This window comes from Marinobacter vulgaris (assembly GCF_003344045.1).
Classification (GTDB): Bacteria; Pseudomonadota; Gammaproteobacteria; order Pseudomonadales; family Oleiphilaceae; genus Marinobacter; species Marinobacter vulgaris.
Genome location: NZ_QFWX01000058.1, coordinates 1 through 358, shown reverse-complemented (window position 1 = coordinate 358; position 358 = coordinate 1). Strand labels below are relative to the sequence as shown.

The following is a 358-nucleotide window of genomic DNA, read 5'->3' as shown; positions in this document are numbered from 1 at the left end:
TGCCTTACCATATTTGGATATTAATAATTTAGCGGACTTTGGCCAAGCTTCTAAATTTGCGTCACCCAAATTACCTAGACCGTACGGTTTAATAAAACAACCACCGAATAATATTTTCCTTTCAGGCAGCCAAACTACTAGGTTATCTGGAGTGTGTCCTGGGCCTGGATAAAAAACTTCAATTTTATTTTTAACTAGCCAATAGTTAACCCCGCCAAATGAATTTTTAGCTTGAACCTTACCGTCTTTTTTAAGCAGCTCATTAGTTAATTCAGACGCATACGTGGGGATGGATTGAGAATTAAGCCACTCTATTCCGCCCGTGCTGTCACTATGAAAATGAGAGGAAATACTGCCT

At 39.1% G+C, this 358-nt stretch carries 1 protein-coding gene; it reads right to left on the bottom strand.

Annotated elements, in window-relative coordinates:
- A partial coding sequence (locus DIT71_RS17785) for an MBL fold metallo-hydrolase (protein ID WP_114614530.1) occupies nucleotides 1-358 on the bottom strand: 358 nt, incomplete at both ends.